Annotated in this window: 20 protein-coding genes; 11 read left to right on the top strand and 9 right to left on the bottom strand. The window is 62.3% G+C overall.

All coding sequences use genetic code 11. The annotated features are described in order from the left end of the window. Positions 1–30: 30 nt before the first annotated feature. From G9463_RS14435 to G9463_RS14465, 7 genes are all read right to left on the bottom strand, one after another. The gene (locus tag G9463_RS14435; protein ID WP_165897085.1) at positions 31–1,041 is read right to left on the bottom strand and encodes an ABC transporter substrate-binding protein; all 1,011 of its coding nucleotides are present in this window, start codon (positions 1,039–1,041) and stop codon (positions 31–33) included. Positions 1,042–1,211: 170 nt separating this feature from the next. Then, positions 1,212–1,997, bottom strand: coding sequence for a sulfite exporter TauE/SafE family protein (locus G9463_RS14440; protein WP_004966397.1), 786 nt, complete (start codon positions 1,995–1,997; stop codon positions 1,212–1,214). A gap of 149 nt (positions 1,998–2,146) precedes the next feature. Further along, complete coding sequence (locus G9463_RS14445; protein ID WP_004966398.1) at positions 2,147–2,503, bottom strand: DsrE family protein; 357 nt, start codon at positions 2,501–2,503, stop codon at positions 2,147–2,149. 150 nt (positions 2,504–2,653) lie between these two features. Next, the gene (locus tag G9463_RS14450; RefSeq protein WP_004966401.1) at positions 2,654–2,959 is read right to left on the bottom strand and encodes a putative quinol monooxygenase; all 306 of its coding nucleotides are present in this window, start codon (positions 2,957–2,959) and stop codon (positions 2,654–2,656) included. 88 nt (positions 2,960–3,047) lie between these two features. Continuing rightward, positions 3,048–4,475 (bottom strand): dihydrolipoyl dehydrogenase, encoded by a 1,428-nt coding sequence (locus G9463_RS14455; protein WP_165897086.1) that lies wholly within the window; start codon positions 4,473–4,475, stop codon positions 3,048–3,050. Positions 4,476–4,573: 98 nt separating this feature from the next. After that, positions 4,574–5,071 carry a peroxiredoxin gene (locus tag G9463_RS14460; protein ID WP_004966404.1) on the bottom strand — a complete coding sequence of 166 codons (498 nt, stop codon included), beginning with the start codon at positions 5,069–5,071 and terminating at the stop codon, positions 4,574–4,576. 41 nt (positions 5,072–5,112) lie between these two features. Further along, positions 5,113–5,847: a DUF547 domain-containing protein gene (locus tag G9463_RS14465; protein WP_004966405.1), complete on the bottom strand. Its 735-nt coding sequence runs from the start codon at positions 5,845–5,847 to the stop codon at positions 5,113–5,115. Positions 5,848–6,000: 153 nt separating this feature from the next. Here G9463_RS14465 and G9463_RS14470 point away from each other — a divergent pair, with 153 nt between their 5' ends. Then, a complete protein-coding gene (locus tag G9463_RS14470) occupies positions 6,001–7,497 on the top strand; it encodes a radical SAM protein (protein WP_165897087.1) in 1,497 nt (498 codons plus the stop codon). Then, positions 7,497–8,201 carry a class I SAM-dependent methyltransferase gene (locus G9463_RS14475; RefSeq protein WP_165897088.1) on the top strand — a complete coding sequence of 235 codons (705 nt, stop codon included), beginning with the start codon at positions 7,497–7,499 and terminating at the stop codon, positions 8,199–8,201. The genes G9463_RS14470 and G9463_RS14475 overlap by 1 nt, the downstream gene beginning before the upstream one ends. A 32-nt stretch (positions 8,202–8,233) precedes the next feature. On the opposite strand, the gene G9463_RS14480 is transcribed toward G9463_RS14475, so the two are convergent. Beyond that, entirely contained in the window at positions 8,234–9,202 is a 969-nt protein-coding gene (locus G9463_RS14480) for a DUF3179 domain-containing protein (protein ID WP_165897089.1), read from the bottom strand. Positions 9,203–9,388: 186 nt separating this feature from the next. Between G9463_RS14480 and G9463_RS14485 the strand changes: the two genes are divergently transcribed. From G9463_RS14485 to G9463_RS14515, 7 genes are all read left to right on the top strand, one after another. Then, on the top strand, positions 9,389–9,820 hold the full coding sequence (locus G9463_RS14485; RefSeq protein ID WP_165897090.1) for a hypothetical protein: 432 nt from the start codon (positions 9,389–9,391) through the stop codon (positions 9,818–9,820). Positions 9,821–9,984: 164 nt separating this feature from the next. After that, complete coding sequence (locus tag G9463_RS14490) at positions 9,985–11,100, top strand: M20/M25/M40 family metallo-hydrolase (RefSeq protein WP_205254240.1); 1,116 nt, start codon at positions 9,985–9,987, stop codon at positions 11,098–11,100. A gap of 134 nt (positions 11,101–11,234) precedes the next feature. Then, positions 11,235–12,905, top strand: coding sequence for a plasmid stabilization protein (locus tag G9463_RS14495; protein ID WP_165897091.1), 1,671 nt, complete (start codon positions 11,235–11,237; stop codon positions 12,903–12,905). 89 nt (positions 12,906–12,994) lie between these two features. Continuing rightward, a complete protein-coding gene (locus tag G9463_RS14500) occupies positions 12,995–13,369 on the top strand; it encodes a helix-turn-helix domain-containing protein (protein WP_165897092.1) in 375 nt (124 codons plus the stop codon). 97 nt (positions 13,370–13,466) lie between these two features. Further along, positions 13,467–14,024 (top strand): carboxymuconolactone decarboxylase family protein, encoded by a 558-nt coding sequence (locus G9463_RS14505; RefSeq protein ID WP_004966412.1) that lies wholly within the window; start codon positions 13,467–13,469, stop codon positions 14,022–14,024. A 5-nt stretch (positions 14,025–14,029) separates the two neighbouring features. Beyond that, on the top strand, positions 14,030–14,983 hold the full coding sequence (locus G9463_RS14510) for a sulfite exporter TauE/SafE family protein (protein WP_004966414.1): 954 nt from the start codon (positions 14,030–14,032) through the stop codon (positions 14,981–14,983). A 2-nt stretch (positions 14,984–14,985) separates the two neighbouring features. Next, positions 14,986–15,252, top strand: coding sequence for a helix-turn-helix domain-containing protein (locus G9463_RS14515; RefSeq protein ID WP_165897093.1), 267 nt, complete (start codon positions 14,986–14,988; stop codon positions 15,250–15,252). A gap of 55 nt (positions 15,253–15,307) precedes the next feature. Here G9463_RS14515 and G9463_RS14520 read toward each other — a convergent pair whose 3' ends face one another. Next, on the bottom strand, positions 15,308–15,484 hold the full coding sequence (locus tag G9463_RS14520; protein ID WP_165897094.1) for a hypothetical protein: 177 nt from the start codon (positions 15,482–15,484) through the stop codon (positions 15,308–15,310). A 175-nt stretch (positions 15,485–15,659) separates the two neighbouring features. On the opposite strand from G9463_RS14520, the gene G9463_RS14525 reads away from it, so the two are divergent. Then, positions 15,660–16,523 carry an SDR family oxidoreductase gene (locus tag G9463_RS14525; RefSeq protein WP_165897095.1) on the top strand — a complete coding sequence of 288 codons (864 nt, stop codon included), beginning with the start codon at positions 15,660–15,662 and terminating at the stop codon, positions 16,521–16,523. Beyond that, positions 16,516–17,487 (top strand): patatin-like phospholipase family protein, encoded by a 972-nt coding sequence (locus G9463_RS14530; protein ID WP_165897096.1) that lies wholly within the window; start codon positions 16,516–16,518, stop codon positions 17,485–17,487. Before G9463_RS14525 ends, G9463_RS14530 begins: the two co-directional genes overlap by 8 nt. Positions 17,488–17,772: the final 285 nt, after the last annotated feature.

Genomic DNA, 17,772 nt, shown 5'->3' on the forward strand with positions numbered 1-17,772 from the left:
TGCCATTGTCGCGCCCTCCCTGTCGTCCGGTCATAGGTTGTCGTAGACGCTGTAGTCGAAGATCTGGTCGAGCGAGAGCCGTTCATCGATCTGGCCGTTCTCGTTGGCGAACTCTGAGAAGACCTCCGTCCCGTTCTCGATTTCCCGCGGGTCGGTGACGAAATTCGAGAGAGGGCCTTCGAGCGCCGACTGTGCCTGGTCGGCGGCCATCCCGATGCCGGATTCAACGATATCGGCCGTCGCTTCGGTGTTGTTCCGGATGAACTCCGTCGCACGGACGTGCTGTTCGAGGAACTGTGATGAAACGTCCGAGTCGCGGACTTCGTCGCTCATCAGTGTCACTGCGGCCGGTTGGCCGGGCATCACCTCTGCGGCAGTTCTGAACGTCCGAACGGGCACGTCTTCCTGTGCGGCGCGGGTCGGGACCGGTTCCATGATAGAGGAGCCGTCGACTTCGCCGTTGGCGATGGCCTGCCACACCGCGTTTGCGCCGCTAATTTCGATAATCTCAACGGTCGACTCGTCAACGCCCTCTTGTTGGAGCCAGTACCGAAGCAGCACATCCGGCACGGACCCCTGCGGGAAGGTTCCGAACCGGAACTTCTGGCCCCGCTCTTCTTCCCAGACTGCGAACGCATCGCTGCCGTGCTCGTCCCAGAGCGACTGGAGGTCGTCATGGACCATAATCGCCATCGGCTCCTTGATATTTGCCGCCGTCACCTTCGCCGGGAGCCCCCTGTCGATGACGATCATCGACGGGACGATGCCGAACATCGCCACGTCCAGTTCGCCGCTGCCGTAGGCCTGGACGATGGCCGGTCCGTCAGTGAACTCCCGACCGTCGATGGTCGCGTCAATCTCGTCCAAATACCCCTGTTCTTCCATCACGAACCACTGGAGATCCGGGAAGATCGGCATATATGCGACGGTTATCTCATCGCTGCCACCGAGGCCGAGACAGCCACCAAGACCGAGCGTCGCAACTGTTCCGGCTCCCGCCAAGTACTGCCGTCGAGAAAGCGTCGTAGACGTGTTTTTCATTGGCCCGGTTACGTTCTTTAGCCTAATATAAGATGCAACCCTGGCAAATCCGCTGCGTTTCGGTGATATGCTACTTTCGACAAAGCATCCAATAGACGGCTGGATACTGCGCAATACTGACTCTCACGCGTTCGGTATGCGTCAGAGATGGAGGCAACAATCTCTTACTCTTACGCGATACCAAGGCCACCGGCGGTTAGTCTAAGACCGATAATCGATAGTAATGTCAAAACGGCGGCGCGACGAGCACGGTCACTGATAGCGGTCCTGAGTTGCTTCCCGACTGCGACACCGGCAACGGCCGGTACGGTCGCAAGGACGGACGCTCCGGCGACAGCCGCGCTGGGATACAGGCCGAAAACGCCGGCAAAGGCGACCCGCGTGATGCTGAGCCCCAGAAACACCAGCGCGACGACACCGACGAACAGGCTGTGCGAGAGGTCGAAGCTCCGGAGATACGCGACGAGCTGGACGCCGACGTTCGTTCCGCCGAACAGTGCCCCCGAAACGCCACCGATGCCGATCATCGCGAACGGTGTCTTCCCGAGGTCGCTGTTGCCCACTGACACCCATCCGGGAAGCGGCACCCGCTTCTGGGCGGTCGCCACAAACCCCAAGGTCAGTAAACCGAGTCCGACACGGAGTGGCGCTTCCGGGAGCCTGTCGAGTACAGCCATCCCGACAACAGTTCCGACCAGCGCTGCAGCGATGAGGGGTCCAAACCGCTGGCTACAGGTACGAAGCTCACGCCGTGAGAGATCTCTAACTAGTGAAACGTTGACTGCGAGGATGGGGAGAATCATGAACACGACGGCGGTCGCTGGGTCAATGATGGTCGCAAGCGCCATCGTCCCGACAACAGCGAAGCCGAAGCCAGCAAGCCCGTTTGTCGCCCCGGCGACGATGACGATCCCCGTTACTATCACGACAATCGTCCATGAGGCTGGCAAAATCATATAGTATCTGATCCTGTGGAAAGCTCACAGCGGCCCGAGATCAAACCCGGGCTGGGCAGTGGTTCTTGTGAAGTACTTACACGGCCATGGATAAAGCCGCGTCGTGTTTCACCACAGTAGGGTCGAACGTGACCAGCCTGCTGTCGGGGTTAGAACGTGATGACTTCGTAGTCGTCGGCGACGAGCGAGCGGATGCTCGGGTGGCCGTCGTGCTCGTCCAGAGTGACGAGTCCGGAGTCGGCGACAGCGTCTTCAACGCCGAACGCGCCGGAACAGTAGTCACAGACGGCCGTGTCGTCCTTGACCGTCTGGTACAGTTCGTGGTAGTCGCTGTCCTCGTCTTCGAGTTCCGGAATCCACTGCGTCCCGGCCCCATCGAAGATGAGCTGGAGGTCGTCCTCATCGTTCTCTGCGAACTCCTTTGCCGCTTCGAGGCCGTTCGCGAGTCGACCGAGGTTCTCGTGTCCTTCTGTGCCTGCGAGGATGATGATGGCTGCTTTCGTCATTACGGAATGTAATACTTCCCCCAACGATATATTACCAAGGGGTGCGTGCAGCGAGGCTGGACTCGCCCCAAGTATTTATAAACGACGACCGGACGAACCCTGAGTCAGACAGGGCGAGCGGTCTCGCCTGACTATCTCGTCGGGCCGGCGTTACAGTTCGACTTCGGACGCCGAGTCGACCTCGAACCGGGTAACGTCCGGTTCGCCGGCGAGCAGGTCCGGCAGCGCGGACTCGAAGGTCCCGAAGTGGTCGGTTTCGGCGTGGGCACCGAACGCCGCCTCGTCTTCGTATTGTTCGGTGAAGCGGAACAGATTCGGGTCGTCGATATCTGTCGCGACCTGATAGTCGATAACGCCGTCTTCCGCCCGCGACTGTTCGACCAGTTCTCGGATCAGGTCGAGTGCTTCGTCGCGCTTTTCGGGATCGATGGGGAACTCCGCGTGAACTACGAGCATTACATCCCCTCCGATGCGCGAACCGCATAAATAGGCACTGTGGACGTGTACCAGGTGCGCGCAGTGGCATCAGTGTGAGCGAATCGACTCAGTGCGAATGCCCGCTGTCACCGCGGCTGAACTGCCCGGAGAACCCCCGCTGGACGACCTCCGAGAGCGCGGGGTGGATGTGGATGGACTCGCGGATGTCCTGAACGGTTCCCGACCCGGCGGTCATCGCCACGACGATTTCTTGGATGAGGTCGGACGCTTCCGGCCCCATGATATGACAGCCGAGTATTTCACCGTCGAGGTCGATGATGGCTTTGAGGAACCCGTCGGCTTTCATCGCGCTCCCGCGGGCCGTCTCGTTGAACTGGTACGTACGGGTGGCGTACTCGCGTCCCGCCGCTCTGACCTCTTCTTCGCGTGCCCCGACGCCGGCCACCTCGGGGGAGGCGAACACTGCAAAGGGCATCGCCGAGTAGTCCACCGGTTCGAGGTCGTCGCTGAAGAGGTTGCGGGCGACGGCCTGTGCCTCGTGGTTCGCGCTGTGTTTCAGCAGGTACTCGCCGACGATGTCGCCCAGCGCCCAGATGTCGTCGGCGGTCGTCCGCAGGTACTCGTCGGTGTCGACGAACCCGCGGTCGTCCGTCTCGACGCCCGTCACGTTGAGGTTTAGGAGGTCCGTGTTTGGTGTCCGTCCGGCGGCGACGAGCAGTTCGTCACCCGTCACTGTCACGCCATCCTCGTCTTGGACCCCGGCGTCCTCGCCGTACTCGTACGGCTTCGCCTCAACGGTGACCGTGCCGTCGCTCTCCGAGACAGCGGTGGCCGCGTGGCCGGTGTGGACGGTGAAGCGGTCGGCATACCGCTCGGTGAAGGCCTCAGCTATCTCCTCGTCTGCCTCAGGCAGGAGGGTCGGCCGCCGACCGATGATGGTCACGTCGCTCCCGAAGGTCCCGAAGAAGTGGCCGAGTTCAGCCGCGATGTACCCGCCGCCAACGACGACGAGGTGATCCGGCGGCGTCTCCAGTTGGAGGGCCTCTGTGCTCGTCAGGAAATCAACGTCCTCGAGGCCATTGATGTTCGGAATCGAGGGTCGTGTCCCGGCCGCGATGAGCACCGTCTCGGCCCGAATCTGTGCACCCTCGTCCGGCCCGCTGACGACTTCGACCGTCCGGTCGTCCACGAACCGGCCCTCGCCCTCGTAGAGGTCGTGGCGGGACGAGGAGCGAAGCCCCTCCCGAATCGACTCCGAGTCCGACTCCACGTCCTCGTTGACTTTGCGAACGATGTCGGCGAAGTCGACGCCGTTGACCTCGGCGTCGATGTCGAACTCGCCAGCGCGCTCGATGGTCTCCAGCACGTCGGCGTGGTACAGCAGCATCTTCGACGGGATACACCCCCGGTTGAGACACGTCCCGCCGAGGGGACCTTTCTCGACGACTGCGACCGACTGCCCGCGGTTCGCGGCGGCGTTTGCCACGTCCAGTCCCGAACCTGAGCCGATAACCAGAAAGTCCACTTCGTCCATGATCCCCTCGTCACCGTCCAGCAATATGAAAGGTCCGCGGAAATGCGCTTCCGGAACCAAATTCCGGCGGTTCGATGGCTCTGTGCGACCGAATCCGGCTACGAGTCCGTGCGGAGGGCGTCGAGTTCCGCCAGAATCTCGTCGATATCTGGTCGGTCGAACGTCGAGGAGCCTTTCTGGACCCACGCGATTTCGGGTTCCGTCCCGCGTCTGTCGACGATGACGATTTCGGGCATTCGGCCGAAGAAATCCGAGAACCGGCCGAGGATGCCAAAGCGGACGGGCTGGTCGTAGGCCTCCCCCGCCTCGATGTCGGGGTCCGCGAGCAGCGGGAACGGGAGGTGATAGGACTCCTGCCAGGACTCGACGCGCTCGACCGGCTCCGGGACAATAGAGACGACTTCGGCGTCGCGCTCGTGAAAGTCGTCGATACGCTCGGCGAGTTGCTGGACCTGCTTTCGGCAGTTCGTGCAGTAGTGGTCCCGCTGGAAAAACAGGACAGCGAACTCGACGCCGTCCGGGAGCGCGGCGAGCGAGAACGGATCCGGGCCGGTGGCGACGTTCGTGAGCGAGAAGTCCGGGACTGAATCTGGCATACGAGTGGGTAGCGGCTAGACGACCTAAACCGCACGGCCCGCTACTCGACGAACTTCCCGGACGCTTTCGACCAGTCCCAGGACAGGTGGCGGAGTTTCGGTGTTGCACCGTCGGGAATCGCGTCGTACTCCCGCAGGAACGCCCGGATTCCCGCCTTTCCCCCGAAATCGCCGCGGAACCAGCGAAACACGCGGGGGATGCGGACGACGTTCTCGGTGGCGTCATACGCCACCGTCGCATCTAGGTAGCTCCGTGTCGCCAGGTCCAGTTGCTCGTCGATTTGTTCAGAGTCGTACGCCCGGATAGCGGGGCAACTCTCCGCGCCGCAGTTCAGCGCGAAATGAATTCTGGGATCGCAAATGGGCAACCGGTGGCGGTGTTCGAACGTCGTGACTAACAGTTTCGGCAGGTAGCCGAGGCCGTACTGCGAGCGGCCGCCGCGAAGCAGGCCGTTCTCGATGCGGCTGAGACTCAACGAGGTGCCCGCGACCGTAATCGCAGGCGCCCAGAAAAACCGGACGAAGCGAAGCGAACTGTCGTACAGTGCAGGCTCTTCGGCGAGGAGCAACTGCGTCCCGGCGTTGTAGCAGTTGAGCCAGAACGCGAGCGCAGTCCGGCGGTCGCGGCGGAGTGGCCGGAGGGCGCTGTCGTCGAGGGCGGCGAGAGCCGCCCGAAATTTCTGCGTCGGATCGCCGCGCTTGCAGGCGACCAGCAGGTCCTGGGCGAGGGTGGTCGGCGATGCGTTAAGGTCGTTCGCCGCGGTCTGGCCTGCCATACAGTGGCTCGGGGGGCATCTTGAAAAAGGGTTGCGCGGGTTTGCAGGCCGGATATGTATCAGCGAAAATTGACGGGCCACGACGACACACCGCTCTGTCGCTCCGATGCACAACCCCGGTACGCTTATTGAAATTCACTCCTCCCCCTGAGTATGAATGACAGTGACACCCTCGCGGCGACGACGAGCCTCTGTCCTGACTGCCTCGAACAGGTCCCCGGCCAGTATGAGGAACAGGACGGCGGCGTGTTCCTGACTCGGGAATGCGCTGACCACGGGACGACCAGCCGGAAGGTCTGGGGCTCCTTCGACCACTGGGACTGGGCCGCCGACTTCGGCCCGGACCCGGAGTACGACGGCGGCGACCTGGCGGTCGACGATGACCACGCCTGTCTCGCCGTCGTAGAGGTCACCGACGACTGCAACCTCTCGTGTTCGTACTGTTTCGCGAGCTCGGGGCCCGGTGGTGCGCATCGCTCGACCAAGGAAATCGAAGCACTGCTGGACACCGTCGAAGACGCGGGCGGCCGGCCGATACAGTTCTCCGGCGGCGAACCCACGGTCCGGGACGACCTCCCCGAACTGGTCGAACGCGCCATGGACAGGGGTATCGACCACGTCGAGGTGAACACGAACGGGATTCGGCTGGCGACCGAGGAGGGCTACGCCCAGCGACTCGCCGACGCCGGCGTCACCGCGGTCTATCTCCAGTTCGACGGCCTGACGAGCGAGACCTACGAGCAGATACGCGAGGTCGACCTCGTCGACGAAAAGTACGCAGCCATCGACGCCTGCCGCGAGGCGGATCTGCCCGTCGTGCTCGTCCCGACAGTGGTTCCCGACGTGAACGACCACGAGATGGGTGACATCGTCCGGTTCGCGCTCGACAACAGAGACGTGATTAGGTCGGTGAACTTCCAGCCGGTCGCCCACTTCGGCCGCTACGCCTCGAATGACGGCCGCTTCGCCATTGACGACGCCACGCGGCTGCTGGCTGAGCAGATGGACGATCTCGATCCGCGAGACATGCTGCCCGCGCCCTGCTGTTCGGCGTACTGTCAGATCGGGACGGCGTTCATCCCGGAAGACACGGATGCGGCGGCTGCAGCGGGCTGCGGTGCCGACGACTTGGACGGTACGGCTGACTGTTGCTGTGGCGACTCCAGCTCGGAGGCCGAATCGTTCGTCCCGCTCACCCAGTACGTCGACGACCAGCTCTGGGATATGCTTTCGGGGATGGTCGACGAGGGGGATTACATGGAGCTACTGGCCGGCACCGCCGCCGGCGAGGAGTGGGCCTGCAAGACCGCCGGCTGTTGTGGCGTCGACGTGCCCGGCGGCGTCGAAGGCCTGTTTGACGAGGTTGTACCCGTCTCGTTCACGGGATTCATGGACGCCGACGCGGCCGACGTGAATCGGCTGAGTAACTGCTGCATCTCGGTGCCGACGACCGACGGTGACCTGGTGCCCTTCTGTGGCTACAACATGACGACAGAGGCCGGCGAGTACGCGCTCCGGAACCGGAACGACTGGGGCGGGCGGAACACTGTCGACGGGGACCGCCCCGCCGCCGACTCGGCTGCGGGCTATCAGGGCGACAGCACGGCCACGGACGGCGGCTGCACGCCGGACGACTGTGGGGGCGAGTGATGGCGGGGCTGCTGGACGCCGCGCTCTCGAACCCGTGGGGGATGCTCGACACCATGCTTGCGGGGCCGCTCCACCCGGGCGGGACCGAGGCGACGGCAGCGTTGCTCGACCGGGCAGGCGTGGGTCCGAGCACACGACTGCTGGACGTCGGCTGTGGCGCTGGCGACGCGCTCTCGGTGGCCCGGGACCGCGGCGCAGACGCCCTCGGCATCGACCCGGAACCGAGTACCGACCGAGCCCTACAGGGTGACGCGATGGCCCTCCCCATCAAAGGTGGCAGTGTCGATGTCCTGCTGGCCGAATGTGTACTCTGTCTCACCGACCTCGACGTGGCACTGGCGGAGGCCAACCGCGTACTCGCGGACGGCGGCCGTCTCGCTCTTTCGGATGTCGTCGTCGATGGCGACAGACCGGACGTACCCGATGCCGCCGCCGATGCGCTCTGTCTCACCGGCGCACGAAGCCGCGACCGGCTGACTGGCCGCGTTGAAGCCGCGGGGTTCACAGTCGCGGACACAGCGAACCACCACGACGACCTCCTCGCGATGCGGGACCGGGTGACCGACCGTGTGGATTACGAAGGGCTGCTCGGCATGATGGGCGAACGCGGTCAGCGGGCACTATCGGCAATTGAGGCCATCGAAGCCGCCGTCGAGGCCGGCGACATCAGCTACGTGTCGCTGGTCGCGACCGCACAGGGCTGAAGCACTCTCTCAGTCGGCAGCAAGCGATCTGTTCAGTTGAGGCTGTAGAAACTCTCTGTGCCGTGGTCGTCTTGCCAAGCAAACGCGTACAGCCGTCGTGAGGGAACCCGGGCCAGGTGGCGGCCGTCGTTGCTCTGTCCTGTCGAGAGGTCCCAGGTTACTCCGTCGCCGTACAGTGTCTCGTCACGCAGTTCGAACTCGTAGCCCGGGTTCTCAAAGGCGCGCATCGCCGTGTCCGAACTGGCGACGACCACGATCTCTAGGCCGCCGACGGTATCTGTTATTACGCCTTCGGCCGCCCGAATCTGCGGGACCGGGTATGCAACGGCGTCATCCTCGTGGACGACGCCGATGACTGTCGTCTTCGCGTCTATGTCTGTACGGTCCCAGGTGCGCTGTGGTCCCTCCCCGCGCATTGCGCGGAGGCCGAACTCGGGGTTGGCGACGTACCGGTCATACGGTGTCATGTCGTAGGCCTCGCGCGGCGAGTTCCCGCGCGCATCGTCCGGGCCGCCGTGAACTGGTTGCAGGACGACTCCATCGGGGTACGTCGTCCGGAACTGCGCCCAAGTCAGTATAGACGACGGCACCACGGACAGTTCCCGGCCGTCGAGTGGGCCGCTGATGGCCCTGCCGAGCGGTTGCTTCCACTCCGATTCCGTCTCGCGGTCGTACATCACCAGCGCGTCGTCGGCTAGTTTGCCCGAGGTACCGAACGTCAGCGTCTGTCCATCGACCGTCCGATCGTAGACGACGGCGCTGGCACAGATGGGACACCATGTTACCGCGACTGGGCGCTCGTCGTCCCCCGAACTCTCAGTCGCTTCGAGCACGTCGTTGACGATTTCGTGGTAGCTGAGCACTCTGACCGGATACGCCCGCGGCGGGTCGGCCTCGACGGCGATGACCTCGTCGTCCGGGTCGCCGAAGTAGCTCGTGTCGAAGGCGGGGTTGTCGATGCCCGGAATTGCGTCCCGCGGCAGCACGTCCTGCATATCCATACCTCGATTAGCGGGAGTAGCCAAATAACCGCTTGGCTACGACCAGATTTGGATGGTTTGTCTGGCAATATCGGGTTACCTCACCGAAACCGACTGTCGGTCCGGTTACAACCGGTTTATTACTCACCAACAGAAACAGGGTTACTAGACGTAACCTAGAGGCCGTTGCGGAACAACACGATACATATGGTAAGCATACTCAGCGGATTGGTCGGCGGACTGGTTGCTACGATTGTCATGACGATGTTCATGATGGGACTCGGAGACGACTCTCCACCGCCCACGGCGGCGCTGTGGGCGAAATACGTGGGTGACGAGAGGCCCGAGTCGTACATGATGCAGGGGATGGTGTTACACATGCTGTATGGTATTGGTGCTGGCGGCGCATTCGCTGTCGGCGTGACGGCGCTGGGTCTCGGCGTTGGGGCCGGGGTACTGACCACGAGTCTGCTGTGGGCCGTCATCTATGGGCTGGCACTGACCGTGGTTGGTGCGATATTCTGGATGCGCATCGTCCTCGCGATGGAGCCAGAGCCGAAGATGGTCGGAATGTTCGCGTTCTTCCACCTTGTCTACGGCGTCGTGCTGGGCGCGAGTGTCACGTACATCCCGCTGTAACACCGGCAATCACAGTCGAGCTTTTTTATGTCACAGCCATCGCTCCCAGCCCAACTCGAGGCCAACTGCGAGCGCGTCGTCGAGACGACGCTGGACCTGCTCGCGTTTGATACGCAGAATCCCTTAGAGCGACGACGGAGATAATCGAGTACATCGAGACGGTGGTGACAAAGGCCGGGCTCGAAACAGAACGACTCAGCGCAGCGTCGGCCGACCCCGGGCTCGTTGCGTGGTTCCCGGAGCAGCCAGCGCCAGAGCTAGTGTTCAACAGTCACATCGACACGGTCCCGTTCAACCGCGAGGCCTGGACACGCGGTCCGCTAGGCGAGCGGGACGGCAGCGAAATCTATGGTTGCGGGGCGACGGATATGAAGGGAGCGGTCGCCGCGATGCTGGCGGCCGTCCAGGCCGTTGCCGAGACTGACACCACCCCAGCGGTGCCGCTCGGGTTCGTATTCAGCAGCGACGAGGAGACGAGTGGCGGCGAGACACTCCGGGATGGTCTGGACACGTTTCCGTCATCACCGTCGGCGTGTCTCATCGGCGAGATGACTGGCACGTCCGCCCGGCCGTCGGTCGCCGTCGCCGACAAGGGAAGCATCTGGCTCACGCTCGCTGCGACGGGCGAGGGTGCACACGGGTCGCGGCCGATGCTCGGCGCGAACGCCATCGACCGGCTGTACGACACCGCTGACAGCCTCCGATCGGAGCTCCAGGCCGTCGAGTTCGACCTGCACCCCACCGTCGAACGGATACTCACCGAGTCGGTCGCCTACTACGCGCCGACCGTGGGCGAGGATGCGGCCAGGTCCATGCTCCAGCACCCCACCGTGTATCTGGGGACAATGCACGGTGGGGAGGCGGTAAACAGTGTACCGACGGCGGCCACGGCGGACATCGACATCCGCCTCACGGCGAGCGTCCCGACGGCGCCAGTGCTGGAGCGAATCCGTGCGTTCGTGGCCGAGCGACAGGGCGTCGAGATACAGTCCACCGATTGGAGCGAGGGAACATACGAACTCCCGGGGCGGCCACTGGTCGAGGCTGTCCAGACCGTGAGTGAGGCGGTCACCGGCGAGCGGACGTTCGCCCGGAGCGCGACCGGCGGCGGGGACGCCAAGGCGCTCCGGAACAACGGCCTCTCAACCGTGGAGTTCGCGCTCGGCACCGAGACCGCCCACGCCGTCGATGAGCGAACCACCCGCCAGGCGATCTGCCAGACGGCCCAAATATCTGCGCACCTCCCGGCGGAATTCGACAGTTCATCGACAGAGGCCTGATTTTTAACCCCGAGCGGGGACTTGCTGAGCTGTTCAATAAATGACTGGTTTTCGTATATAATTCTGTTGGGCACGCGTCTTAATAACACACAGGTAACACGGGGTTGAGACAGTAGTCCCGACTCGACACCAGTATGACGAGTCACGACAGGCGTTCGATACTGACCTACGGAGCGACCCTCGGACTGACCGCCCTTGCCGGCTGCAGCGGGGGCGAAGACGGCGGTGCGGAAACGCCGGAGACGGCTGAAATAGATAGCACTGACACGTCTGGTGGCGGCGACAGCGAGACAGAAACAGATGGCCAGGAAACAGCGGCTTACGAATGGAGCGACGCGACGTGGGACTCTTACTGGTACTCGCTGTACAACATGAGCACGAACATCGCCATGAGCGGGAACGGTGTGCTGTTCCCCCACAACGAGGAGCAACAGCAGGCGTTCGACGAGCGATTCCCAGCGATGCTGGAGGCTGCGAACACGGACAAACCACCGGTGAAGAACCCGAACCTGAACATGGCGGCGTTCACCGAGGGTGACCCATCCTTCACCGAGCAACCGGTCCTCTCAGGTGAGAACGGCCGCCCGGACGCAGCGACACTTGCTTGGGACAAGTCCAAATCATCGGGCGTCGCCAGCCCGTCCTCGGCTGGCTGGACCCACCTCAAGGGCGTCACTTGGGCGAAGAACTTCGAGAACCACTTTGATATTTTGCCGGACAGCCTCGCAGCGGAGTTCCGCTCAGAGGTGCTGTCGACGTTGGCACAGATTGGTATCAACGCGACGCTCATCGGCGGCGGGCCGGAGGGCAACGGCGCGCTGACGAAAGGCGAGAGCATGGAGTTGATTTCCGGGTTCCGACCCGCGAAAGGCAAAGTCGTCGACGACACTGCCCGCCCGAACCATCACTCGGCGATGCTGTGGTTTATGTCGGACATGACCAGCCTCGCCAAGGGTGGCTGGTTCGGCTACGAGAACCCGGAGCCCCTCATTCCCCCGAAGAAGATACAGCAACTCACCGATGGGCTGGCCGAAACAACGATGTCGCTGTTCGCTCCGGCAGATATCGTTGAGATGGGCTCTACACGCGACCTCGGCCAGATGCTCGGAGCGATCGCCTGGTACGGTACCCACGCTGGGAGCGACGAAATGGCCGACCAAGCCGCGTCCTACGCCACCGACCTTGGCGACGCCGTCGAGAGTTCGCTCGCGGGCAACGGCATGGTGGAAAACGGTGCGGCGAACCAGGCCGCGACCCAAGGAGTGGTGGGCCAGGGCCTCGTCTGGGCCTCCGAACTCAATGGTGTCGACTACACCGACATCGCCGGGGATGTGCTTGGATACATGATTGATGAACTCTGGGACGAGGACGCCGGTACGTTCGCGTCAGGGCCGGACGATTCGACCTACGCCATCACGGCCCGTGACGCGGGCGACGTAACCGGCGGCGTTAACGCCGCCGATGCGGTCTTGGGTATGGATATCAAGTCCATCTACGCCCGCTACTTCAACCAGACGTTCAACCGCGGGCGCCTCCAGCGTGCCGAGCGACCGCAGTCCCGGAGTGAGTCAGCTGAACACACGCTACCACTGCCCGCAGAGGCCGGTGGCGAGTTCGGTCAGGCCGCGGTGTACAACGCCGAAATCGAGTACGACACCGAGGCGGACGAATGGACCGTCATCGATCGGTTGTTCGATACCGAGGGCGCGCTGTACCTCGCGAACCAAGACATCTGGATTGGCCAGTGGGGCGGCGAGTTCTACGATGGCCGTGGGATTCCGGGGACGAACGATAGCCCGAAGTGAGGAATGGGCCATCGCTGCCTTTCTGGTAATGTTCAGTTATCCGATTACCGTAGGTAACTATTAGTAACCGGCGCTCCAACGCACTATGTATGAGTGATTCACCCGAGGAGATGGCGGTATGGTGTGCCGGCGAGGACTGGTGTCCGGTCACGTCGACGGCCACACTCATCTGCCGCAAGTGGCATCCCGTCATCGTCCACCGACTGCTGCACAACGGGCCGACAGGGTTCAGCGAACTGGAGGATCACGTCGACGGTGTGTCGAGCAAAGTCCTCTCGGACAGCCTTGAAGACTTACAGGAGAAGGGACTTGTCGAGCGGACAGTCATCAACGACCAGCCGTTCCGCGTCGAGTACTCCCTGACCGAGCGCGGGGCCGACCTGGAACCGATAATCTCGGCGATGGAACAGTGGGGCAAGGCGAATCTCCAGGCGCCCAACGAGTCGGCGGAGGGCCGGTTTTGAGTTCCGCCACCGCCGGGTGGCTCGCCCTTCACGGCCGCCATACCTCGTTACGCTCGGGTGAGCTACCGTTATTGAACCGTCGCTCGTTGCACCTCTCATGACGCGACTCGACCTCCTCGAACTGGACGAGATCCCCGACGAGTACCATTACCTGTTCACAGACGACTACCTCGGGGACAGACACATCTTCCGAGTATGGGCGCACAACCCCGAAATCCTCGAAGCCACGCTGGAGTACCTGAACACGTTGTACGACCAGTTGACCCCCCGCAAGAAGGAACTAGTCATCCTCGCCGTCTCCCGCGCACGCGGGGCCCGGTACGAGTGGCACCAGCACGTCGACATCGCTCGCGACAAGGACGTGACGACCGAGGAGATGCGGGCCATTGGTGGCGGAGATCTTTCGGGCTTTTCCGACGAGGAGTTCGTCCTGCTCCAGTACGCCGAAGCGGTCGCGACCGGCGACGTGACTGATCAGATTCATTCGGCACTCGAAAGAGCATACACGCCGGCAGAGATCGTTGCCATCGGGCTCATCGTGGATTTTTACGTCGGCCTGTGTAACTACGTGGCCGCGGTCGCACTCCCGTTCGAGGGTGGGGGGTTCGTCGGCTGGACGCCCGACGACGAAACTATCGCGACGTTGTTCGCCTGATATTGATGGAGGTGCCAGTCTCCGGAAATCGGTTCGTCGCCCTCGGCATCATTGGGGCCGGAGCGATGGCTGTGGTCTCGGGGCAGCTCCCGCCAGTCAGCGGGTTTCCGATGGCGCAGTTCCTCGCTCACTGGTGGGTGTTTCCCGCGTCAGTCGTTTTTGCGACGGTGGCCCTGTCGTCCGGTGTCTCCGGGGCGCTGTTTTTTAGCCCGTTTTTCATGCTCGTTGTCGGTCTCACACCGTCACAGGCCATTGGCGCTGGCCTCCTGACGGAGGTGTTCGGAATGGGGAACGGTCTGCGCTCCTATGTAAAACAGCAGGTCGTTGACTTCCAGACGGCGAAGTGGCTCCTGCTGGGGTCAGTGCCGGCCATCATCGTCGGCGCGTTCGCGGCCCACTACGTCGATCCGACGATTCTGAAGCTCATATTCGGCGCAGGCTTGCTCCTGCTCGGTGGGTTCCTCGTCTACTACGAGGCCCCCGAAAACTGCGAACCCGGTGAGTGTGAGGGGGAGTACCTGAAAGCGAAAAACACCGGCCGTGGCACGACTACGGTCGAGGCCACGGACGGCGAGACGTTCACCTACGACACCTGCTGGCGGACGCCAGGTGTGGCATTGTCGACGGTCGGCGGATTTATTACCGGCCTCATTAGCGCCGGTCTCCCCGAAATTGTGACGACCCAGCTCATCGTCCGGTGTCGGGTCCCACCACGCGTCGCTGTCGCAACCAGCGTGTTCGTCCTCGGGGTGACCGCTATTGCCGGGGCGCTCGTCCACGCGCTTACGGCGACGCCGGTCTGGTATGTCGTCGCGTGGTCGATTCCCGGTGTGCTTGTCGGCGGCGCTATCGGAACCCGCGTCGGGAAGTACATCCCGAGTGATCTGATGGAAACGGGCCTTGGCGTCGTCTTCGGAATCGTCGGTGCAATCGTCCTCGCACTCGAACTCCTCGTCTAATAATGCGACCGGACACACTCTCAGACACCCACGCCGAACGACTGCGCGCGTGTCCGCCCAGCGCGAAACTCGTCTTCATGACTCTCGCCAACGAGGGAGGACTGACGCGGAAACAATTGGCGACCGAGACGCTGATGCCGCGGCGAACGGTCCGAGGCGCGCTCGATCAGCTGACAGACGCGGGGCTCGTGACTGCACAATCTTGTATATACGACGCCCGAAAACGGGTGTATCAGGTCACGCTTGGTGGACGGAAATCGGAACCATAGCGGTCACATTTGCGTTAGCAGGAAAATACGGTCTCTCGGATGGTTCGACGGGGTCTTACCGCCAATCTTCCAAGGCGAGCGTCGTGGCCGACTGGATCCAGGCGTCTTCGTGGTCTTCGTCGTAGAGTATCACGTCGCCGTCGACCTTCACGGACGTGTACCGGTCGTAATCGTCGGTTGCTGGACCCGTCGTAGGGAATCTGTCGTGGGTATCGCTTGGTTTCGTGGACATCGGGTATGTACCTCGCTTGGTTACGTTTCTAAATACTACCGCCTAACGTATAGTATCTCGCTAACCTATAAGTAATCTACTTCTCGCAAGCGAACCGATACCGCCGCGAGTGCGTTACCTGAACGTGAGATGCAGTTATGCGTTTCCCGGTTCGTTAGTTATGACGTGAACGCCAATGTCTGAGGCTGAAATAGATCTGGCTGCCCCCGAACTGACTCCAGACGACTTCCTGTACATAGACGATCCGTATTTTTCGAGGGACAACGTCGCTATCGTCACCGGTGCTGCCTCCGGTATCGGTCGTGCGACCGCGGTGAGTCTGGCCGCGAACGGCCTCACCGTCGTCGGGGCCGATATCGACGAGGACGGTCTCGAAGCGACCGGCGACCGCATCCAATCGTTTGACGCCGATGGGGCCTTCCACGGTGTCGAAACAGACCTGACCGACGACGACGATGTTGAGGCGGTCGTCGAAGCAGCAGCCGAGGAGGGATCCCTGCGGTTCGTGGCCAACATCGCGGGGATGCAACACATTGCCAGCATCGCTGAGTTCCCGATGGAGAAGTACGACCTCCTGCTGGATATCATGCTCCGGTCACCGTTCAAGATGGCCCAGGCAGCCATGCCGCACATTGAGGACACCGACGACGGCGTCGGTGCGATAGCGAACATGTCCTCGGTTCACGGCCACTACGCGACGAAGGACAAGCCGGCCTACATTACGGCGAAACACGGCCTGACGGGACTGACACGTGCCATCGCTGCCGAGGGCGAGGGGACGCTTCGGGGCTTCTCGGTCAGCGTTGGCTACGTACTCACGCCGCTGATGGTCAATCAAATCGAGGACACAGCCGAGGAACGCGGTCTCTCGAAACGCGAGGTCATCGAGGACGTAATGTTGGGCCAGGCCCGGACGAAAGAGATGATGACACCGGCGGAGGTTGCGAACCTCTTTATATTCGGCTTCTCCAGCCACGCCAAGCATCTCAGCGGCGGGGACCTGCTGTTCGACGGTGGGTACGTGAACACGTATGAGTGATGACACAGCCCCGACACGCGTCGCCATCGCCTGTCAGGGCGGCGGGAGCCACACGGCGTTTACCGCGGGTGTCCTGCAGGAGATACTATCAGAGTGGGACGATGAGAGCTACGACCTCGTCGGCATCAGCGGGACCTCCGGCGGCGCGTTCAACGCTCTTGCGACGTGGTACGGACTCCTCACTGGTGGCCCGGAAGCGGCGGTGGAGTTACTGGACAGTATCTGGGACGATATCACCGTCAGCGGTGCACAGGACCGGTGGATGAACACGCTAGTGACGAACATCTCTCGGATGGACAGTGCCGGATTCGCCATTCCAAGCGTCAGCCCGTCTCAGATTCCGATACCGGAAGTCGGCAAACAGCGCATCAGGACCATTCTCGAACGCCATATCGATTTCGAGGAAATACCTGATATCTGCCAGCGAGACACGCCGGAACTGGTCGTCGGCACCGTCAACGTCAACGCCGGCGTTTTCGAGACATTCGTCAACGAGGACGTGACAGTCGAAGCGGTACTCGCCTCCGCGGCCGTGCCTAACATGTTCGAAGCGGTCAAAATCAACGGCCACTACCACTGGGACGGCCTGTTTTCGCAGAATCCACCGGTGGGCGACCTGATGAATCTCGCGCCCGACCGCAAGCCCGAGGAACTCTGGGTCATCCAAGTCAACCCACAGACGTTCGGAGGCGAGCCGACAACGAGCGAGGTCATCGCAGACCGGCGCAACGAATTGTCGGGCAACATCTCCCTCAATCAGGAACTTGGCTTCATTGACCAGGTCAATGAATGGGTTGAGAACGGGAAGCTCCCTGCTGAAGAGTTCACAAAGACTGATATTCACCGGATTCAGATGGGCAAACAGTACCACTGCTCGACAAAGGTTGACAGAGGTCCTGATTTCATTAACGAATTGCGAGAGTTGGGTACCCGCAGAGCTCGTGAGTTCATAGAAACAAAATAATATTGATTGTAGAGCTGTAACTTCTTTCCTTCATTCTACTCGACATTTCCGCCCGTCTCCGTATTTAAGGCGCGGGGTCGTTTTGTGCCGCGCCTGCCAGCTGGGCGCGCCGGTCGGTGCGCTCGGTGTTGTTCATGTCTTCTGAGGCTCGACACTCCTGGTCAGCGGCGGCTGTCGGCGATGCACAGCAGGCTGAGTACATCGGGTTCCTTCACCGGGAACCGTTCGTAATCGATGCTTACCGGCTTGGATTCGCCGTCGGCGTTCGCGAGGACTACACCTACC

Source organism: Haloarcula sp. JP-Z28 (genome assembly GCF_011440255.1).
Lineage (GTDB): Archaea > Halobacteriota > Halobacteria > Halobacteriales > Haloarculaceae > Haloarcula > Haloarcula marismortui.

Excerpts from the sequence above, each read along its gene's own strand:
- G9463_RS14435 (WP_165897085.1), bottom strand. The coding sequence starts at position 1,041 with ATGAAAAACACGTCTACGACGCTTTCTCGACGGCAGTACTTGGCGGGA.
- G9463_RS14440 (WP_004966397.1), bottom strand. The coding sequence starts at position 1,997 with ATGATTTTGCCAGCCTCATGGACGATTGTCGTGATAGTAACGGGGATC.
- G9463_RS14445 (WP_004966398.1), bottom strand. The coding sequence starts at position 2,503 with ATGACGAAAGCAGCCATCATCATCCTCGCAGGCACAGAAGGACACGAG.
- G9463_RS14450 (WP_004966401.1), bottom strand. The coding sequence starts at position 2,959 with ATGCTCGTAGTTCACGCGGAGTTCCCCATCGATCCCGAAAAGCGCGAC.
- G9463_RS14455 (WP_165897086.1), bottom strand. The coding sequence starts at position 4,475 with ATGGACGAAGTGGACTTTCTGGTTATCGGCTCAGGTTCGGGACTGGAC.
- G9463_RS14460 (WP_004966404.1), bottom strand. The coding sequence starts at position 5,071 with ATGCCAGATTCAGTCCCGGACTTCTCGCTCACGAACGTCGCCACCGGC.
- G9463_RS14465 (WP_004966405.1), bottom strand. The coding sequence starts at position 5,847 with ATGGCAGGCCAGACCGCGGCGAACGACCTTAACGCATCGCCGACCACC.
- G9463_RS14470 (WP_165897087.1), top strand. The coding sequence starts at position 6,001 with ATGAATGACAGTGACACCCTCGCGGCGACGACGAGCCTCTGTCCTGAC.
- G9463_RS14475 (WP_165897088.1), top strand. The coding sequence starts at position 7,497 with ATGGCGGGGCTGCTGGACGCCGCGCTCTCGAACCCGTGGGGGATGCTC.
- G9463_RS14480 (WP_165897089.1), bottom strand. The coding sequence starts at position 9,202 with ATGGATATGCAGGACGTGCTGCCGCGGGACGCAATTCCGGGCATCGAC.
- G9463_RS14485 (WP_165897090.1), top strand. The coding sequence starts at position 9,389 with ATGGTAAGCATACTCAGCGGATTGGTCGGCGGACTGGTTGCTACGATT.
- G9463_RS14495 (WP_165897091.1), top strand. The coding sequence starts at position 11,235 with ATGACGAGTCACGACAGGCGTTCGATACTGACCTACGGAGCGACCCTC.
- G9463_RS14500 (WP_165897092.1), top strand. The coding sequence starts at position 12,995 with ATGAGTGATTCACCCGAGGAGATGGCGGTATGGTGTGCCGGCGAGGAC.
- G9463_RS14505 (WP_004966412.1), top strand. The coding sequence starts at position 13,467 with ATGACGCGACTCGACCTCCTCGAACTGGACGAGATCCCCGACGAGTAC.
- G9463_RS14510 (WP_004966414.1), top strand. The coding sequence starts at position 14,030 with ATGGAGGTGCCAGTCTCCGGAAATCGGTTCGTCGCCCTCGGCATCATT.
- G9463_RS14515 (WP_165897093.1), top strand. The coding sequence starts at position 14,986 with ATGCGACCGGACACACTCTCAGACACCCACGCCGAACGACTGCGCGCG.
- G9463_RS14520 (WP_165897094.1), bottom strand. The coding sequence starts at position 15,484 with ATGTCCACGAAACCAAGCGATACCCACGACAGATTCCCTACGACGGGT.
- G9463_RS14525 (WP_165897095.1), top strand. The coding sequence starts at position 15,660 with ATGTCTGAGGCTGAAATAGATCTGGCTGCCCCCGAACTGACTCCAGAC.
- G9463_RS14530 (WP_165897096.1), top strand. The coding sequence starts at position 16,516 with ATGAGTGATGACACAGCCCCGACACGCGTCGCCATCGCCTGTCAGGGC.